The organism is Roseiarcus sp., assembly GCF_049514155.1.
Classification (GTDB): Bacteria; Pseudomonadota; Alphaproteobacteria; order Rhizobiales; family Beijerinckiaceae; genus Roseiarcus.
Map to the genome: position 1 here is coordinate 1 of NZ_JBEKVH010000218.1, position 4,837 is coordinate 4,837.

General features: G+C 70.0%; 5 protein-coding genes. 4 read left to right on the forward strand and 1 reads right to left on the reverse strand.

Going from position 1 to position 4,837, the window contains the following annotated elements; translation table 11 throughout:
• The 3 genes from ABSF49_RS20080 to xdhC form a co-directional block, all read left to right on the forward strand.
• Nucleotides 1–300 (forward strand): hypothetical protein (locus tag ABSF49_RS20080; RefSeq protein WP_424114407.1); only part of this gene is annotated, 300 nt, incomplete at its 5' end.
• A 278-nt stretch (nucleotides 301–578) separates the two neighbouring features.
• Entirely contained in the window at nucleotides 579–1,595 is a 1,017-nt protein-coding gene (locus tag ABSF49_RS20085; RefSeq protein WP_424114408.1) for an LLM class flavin-dependent oxidoreductase, read from the forward strand.
• Nucleotides 1,596–2,255: 660 nt separating this feature from the next.
• Nucleotides 2,256–3,176, forward strand: coding sequence for a xanthine dehydrogenase accessory protein XdhC (xdhC, locus tag ABSF49_RS20090; RefSeq protein WP_424114409.1), 921 nt, complete (start codon nucleotides 2,256–2,258; stop codon nucleotides 3,174–3,176).
• A 166-nt stretch (nucleotides 3,177–3,342) separates the two neighbouring features.
• Here the strand turns inward: xdhC and ABSF49_RS20095 are convergent, their stop codons facing one another.
• Nucleotides 3,343–4,122, reverse strand: a complete 780-nt coding sequence (locus ABSF49_RS20095; protein WP_424114410.1) for a class II aldolase/adducin family protein — start codon at nucleotides 4,120–4,122, stop codon at nucleotides 3,343–3,345.
• Nucleotides 4,123–4,281: 159 nt separating this feature from the next.
• On the opposite strand from ABSF49_RS20095, the gene ABSF49_RS20100 reads away from it, so the two are divergent.
• On the forward strand, nucleotides 4,282–4,837 hold a 556-nt coding region (locus ABSF49_RS20100), incomplete at its 3' end, for an AMP-binding protein (protein WP_424114411.1).

The window sequence follows — 4,837 nt, forward strand, 5'->3', positions numbered from 1 at the left end:
GAAAATGCCGCCGCGCGAATGGTGCGAGGCAAAGACCCAATTCGCCATCATGTTCGACGACAGGTTCGTCAAAGCGTGATGGTCAACCCGGGCCCCGCACACAAGATTCCTGACAGTCCCGGGCGGTTGGCCAATTCCCCGATTTCGCGCCCCTCAGTCGGCGTCAAACTTTTCGCCGTTGCGGCCGCCCCTATCCGCCACACGCCGAGCCATTGGCCTCATGAAAGCATGAACTTCCGCAGTTTTGAGCCTGTCAATGGCGCGCTTCGCGCGCCGCCTCCGGCGGCCGAAGGCCATTGACAGGCTCAAAACTGCGGAAACAAGAGGCTTCCATGAGGTCGACGGCGCCCTCCGCCGAACGGCGGCGAACGCCGACCCAGTCGATCGCGGGGTGAGCCCCCTCTCCCGTTCGGAAGAGGGAGTTGCGTGCGGGAGAGCGCCGCGCCGCCGACAAGTCCATCGCGCCAGCGGCAGGGGAAATCCGCGCCGGGCGCCCCTATATGCAGGGATAACCGGACTCCAGCCGCGACGCGGCCTGCGGCGCGCCGGAGCCCTTTCGCAATTCCGACGGAGCCCTGATGGCCGCGCTCTCGATCCTCGACCTCGTCCGGGTTACGCAGTCGGCCGATGCGCGCGGGGCCCTCGACAACGCGCGCGACCTCGCTTCTAAGGCGGAGAATTGGGGCTACCGGCGCTTCTGGATCGCCGAGCACCACAACATGCCGGGCATCGCCAGCGCCGCCACGGCGGTCGTCATCGCCCATATCGCCGCCGGCACGCGACACATCCGCGTCGGCGCCGGCGGGATCATGCTGCCGAACCATGCCCCGATCGTCATCGCCGAGCAGTTCGGCACGCTGGCCCGGCTGCATCCCGGCCGCATCGATCTCGGGCTCGGCCGCGCGCCGGGAACCGACCCGATCACGGTGCAGGCGTTGCGGCGCAGCCTGGCCGCCGCCGACACGTTCCCGCAGGATGTGCTTGAGCTGCAGGCCTATTTCGCCCCGGCGGTTCCCGGCCAGCGGGTGCAGGCGGTGCCGGCGGCGGGAACCGAGGTGCCGCTGTGGATCCTGGGGTCGAGCACGTACGGCGCGGCGCTCGCCGCCGAACTCGGCCTGCCCTACGCCTTCGCTTCGCATTTCGCGCCGGCGCAGCTGATGATGGCGCTGGAGATCTATCGCAGCCGCTTCAAGCCCTCGCCTCAGGCCGAGCGGCCCTACGCGATGATCGGCGTCAACATCATCGCCGCCGACAGCGACGCCGAGGCGCGGCGCCTGGCGACGACGCAGCAGATGTCGATCGCCAATATCTTCCGCGGCGAGCGGGGCTTAAGCCGCCCGCCGATCGACGACATCGACAGCTATTGGACGCCTGCGGAAAAGGCGCAGGCGCTGCAATGGCTTTCGCGCTCGATCGTCGGTTCGCCGGCGATGGTTCGCGCCGGCATCGAGGCGCTGGTGGCTGAAACCGGGGCGGATGAGCTGATGATCGTCTCCGACGTGTTCGATCATGCGGCGCGCTTGCGTTCGTTCGAGTTGATCGCCGCCGCATATGCTCCGGCAGCGATCGCGCCGGCGCCTGAAGACGTGGCTTGAACCCTGGCGGCAAGTCGTCTTTCGCTAGGGCGCGATGCGTTCAGGTCGAATCAGCTTGGTTGTCATCGCGAGCAAAGTGTTCAGCCCGGGCACATGACTGACGGGTGTTCGTGGACATGGCTGACGCCTCGGCGCGGCCATGCCGCCGAGTCGCCGTCAAGCGCCTGCGGCGCTCCTGCGCTGCGCTTCGGTCGCTTCGCGATGACTGCGACGCGGCGGCATGGCGTTCGCTCGCCATGGACTTCGACGGAAGCGTCCGGCCCATTGGGGCCGGAACGCGCCGTCAAAGTCCATGGCGAGAAAAAAGCCCGTCTCGCGCGGAGGGGTCAAGGTCGCGCAGCGCCCGCGCAAGCGGGCTTGGCCTTAGGGCGTCCGAAAGGACGCCCGTCTCTCGACGGGCTATCGACGCCGAGCACGGGGCGGGCATCAGGCACGCCTGTCAGCCATGTCTCCGAACACCTATCAGCTACGTCCCCGGGCTGAACAAAAGCGAAGCGATCCAGACGTGGGGATTGCGGCTGCGGCTTAGGCTGGATCGCTTCGCTGTCGCTCGCGATGACGATCGGAACCGCATCCGCCTCAGGACAACTCAAGGGGGAAGGGGCGGCGCTGCGGTGCTATATTGCTCATCCGTCGCATCCCCGCGGCTCCGAGCGCGTCATGGAAACCTTTCGCCGGCTGATCGAAGCGATCGAAGCCGAGGGCGCGGCGGCGTTGATCACGCTGGCCGAGACGGCGGGGTCGGCCCCGCGGGAGGCGGGCGCGCGCATGGTGGTGCGGGCGAGCGGCGGCTTCTATGGCACGATCGGCGGCGGCGAACTCGAACATCAGGCGCTCGAGGAAGCGCGCGCGGCGCTCGCCGCCGGGCGCGGGGCCGCGCGCCGCCGCTCGGTCGCGCTCGGGCCGGAGCTCGGCCAGTGCTGCGGCGGGCGGGTCGTCTGGCGGGTCGAGACCTTCGACAGGCGCGATCTCGCCGACCTCGCGCCGCTCGGCGCGGCCGAGCGCGAGGGCCCGTTCGTCGCGCTGGCGCGGCTCGGCGAGGACGGCCGCGTCGCGCGCCGGCTCGGCGACGCGCCTGAGAACGGCGAGCGGAGCGAGGCGTTCGGCGAGGCGGCGACGCCGGTCTATCTGTTCGGCGCCGGCCATGTCGGCCGCGCGCTGGTGCTGACGCTGGCGCCGCTGCCGTTCGCGGTGCGCTGGATCGACCCGCGGCGGGACGAGTTCCCCCAGCTTGCGCCCGCCAACGTCACGCTGGTCGCCGCGGCCGATCCGCCCGCCGAGCTGAAGGCGGCGCCCGACGGCGCGTTTGTGCTGGCGATCACCCATTCGCATGCGCTCGACCTCGCGGTGGTCGCCGAGGCGCTGCGCCAGGACCGTTTCGCCTATGTCGGCATGATCGGCTCGGCGACCAAGCGCGCGCGCTTCGTCAGCCAGTTGCGCGCGGCGGGAATCGCCGAAGCGCGCATCGCCAGGCTCGTCTGCCCGATCGGCTTGGCCGGGATCGTCGGCAAGGAACCGGCGGTGATCGCGCTCGCCGTCGCTGCGCAATTGCTGATGGCGCGGGGCGCGCTGGCGACGTGACGCCGATCGCGATCGCCATTTTGCCGTAAGGCCACTCCGCCGCGCCGTCGTCGCGCGCAGGAGTCAATCCTCGCCGAGCGTAGCGAGGCGACTGCGAAGCGGCGCGCGATTGACGCCGAGCACGACGATGGCCGTCGCCGGACGCGTTGGAGGCGCAGCGCCTTTCTTATCGCCGCGCCGTCCCGCGCGGCTTCTTGCGCGCCGTCTTCTTCTTGTCCGCGCGCTTGGCCGCCGCCGCCTTGGCTTTGCCGCGCCGCGCGCGCTTCTTCGGCGGCGCGAGCGCCTTGCGCGTTTCGGCGCCGACGCTGTAGCCCTTGAACCGCTCGACGATGCGGCCGACCTCTTCGTCGGAGAGGATCGCCGGCCGACCGACGCTGATCGCGAGATAATAGACGTGCGCCAGCGCTTCGAGCTCGCGCGCGCGATGAATCGCGACGTCGAGATCGGGGCCGACGGCGATCGCGCCGTGATTGCCGAGCAGGACCGCATTGCGTTGGCCGAGGCCGGCGACCGCGAGCTCGGAAAGCTCCTTGGTGCCGAACGGGGCGTAGCGCGTGCATTCGATCGCCGGGCCGCCGAACTGCGCGATCATGTAATGGGCGGCGAGGATCGGCCGGTTGAGCGTCGCCAGCGCGGTGCAATAGGGCGGATGGCTGTGGACGATCGCGCCGACGTCGGGCCGGGCGCGCATGATGTCGAGATGGAAGCGCCATTCGGTCGAGGGCTTCAGCGGCCCCGCCCAGGCGCCATACTCGCCGTTCAGCGGCATCAGCGCGATCATCTCCGGCCGCAGCAGGTCGTAGGGGACCGAGGCGGGGGTGATCAGCATCGCCTCGCCGAGCCGCGCCGAGATGTTGCCTGCCGTGCCGGGGCTCAAGCCCGCGGCGCTCAGCAACCGGCATTGGGCGACGATCGCCGCGCGCAGATCCTTCTCTTTGGTCGCCACTGACGCCCCTCGTTCGTCGCCCGCGCGCGCTGGCGCGCGGCCGCATGCTCGCTATACTCACGCCGCCGCGACCGCAAGAGGACTCGCCTCGCCAGGGCGGCAGGCCCGGCGGCGCCCGCCGCCGCCGATTCGTCAACGCCAACGCCGAAACGCGCCCCGATGTCCGCCAATCTCTTCGACCTGTTGCTCGAGCGCGCGCCGCGCCGCGACAAGCTGGCGATCGATGCGCCCGACGGCCTGTCGCTCACCTATTCCGAGCTGTTCGCCCGCGCCGGGCGGGCGGCGCGCGCGCTCCTCGACTGCGGCGTCGAGCCCGGCGACCGCGTCGCGGCGCAGATCGACAAATCTCCGGATTGCGTCGCGCTGGCGCTCGCCTGCTTCAAGGCGGGGGCGGCGCTGCTGCCGCTCAACCCCGCCTATACGCTCGCCGAGCTCGAATATTTTCTCGCCGACGCTGGGCCGGCGCTGACGCTTTGCCGCCCCAAACTCCTTGTGGATACACGCGCTCTCGCCAAACGCCACGCGCTTCCCGCTGTCGACAGTTTTGGCGCCGAGGCTGAGGGAACCTTCTTCGATCGACTGGCGTCGACGCGTGACGAGCTTCCGGCGATTTTTCGCGTCAAGGACGATATGGCGGCGATCCTCTACACCTCGGGCACCACGGGCCGCTCCAAGGGCGCCATGCTGACCCACCAGAACCTCAGCTCCAACGCCG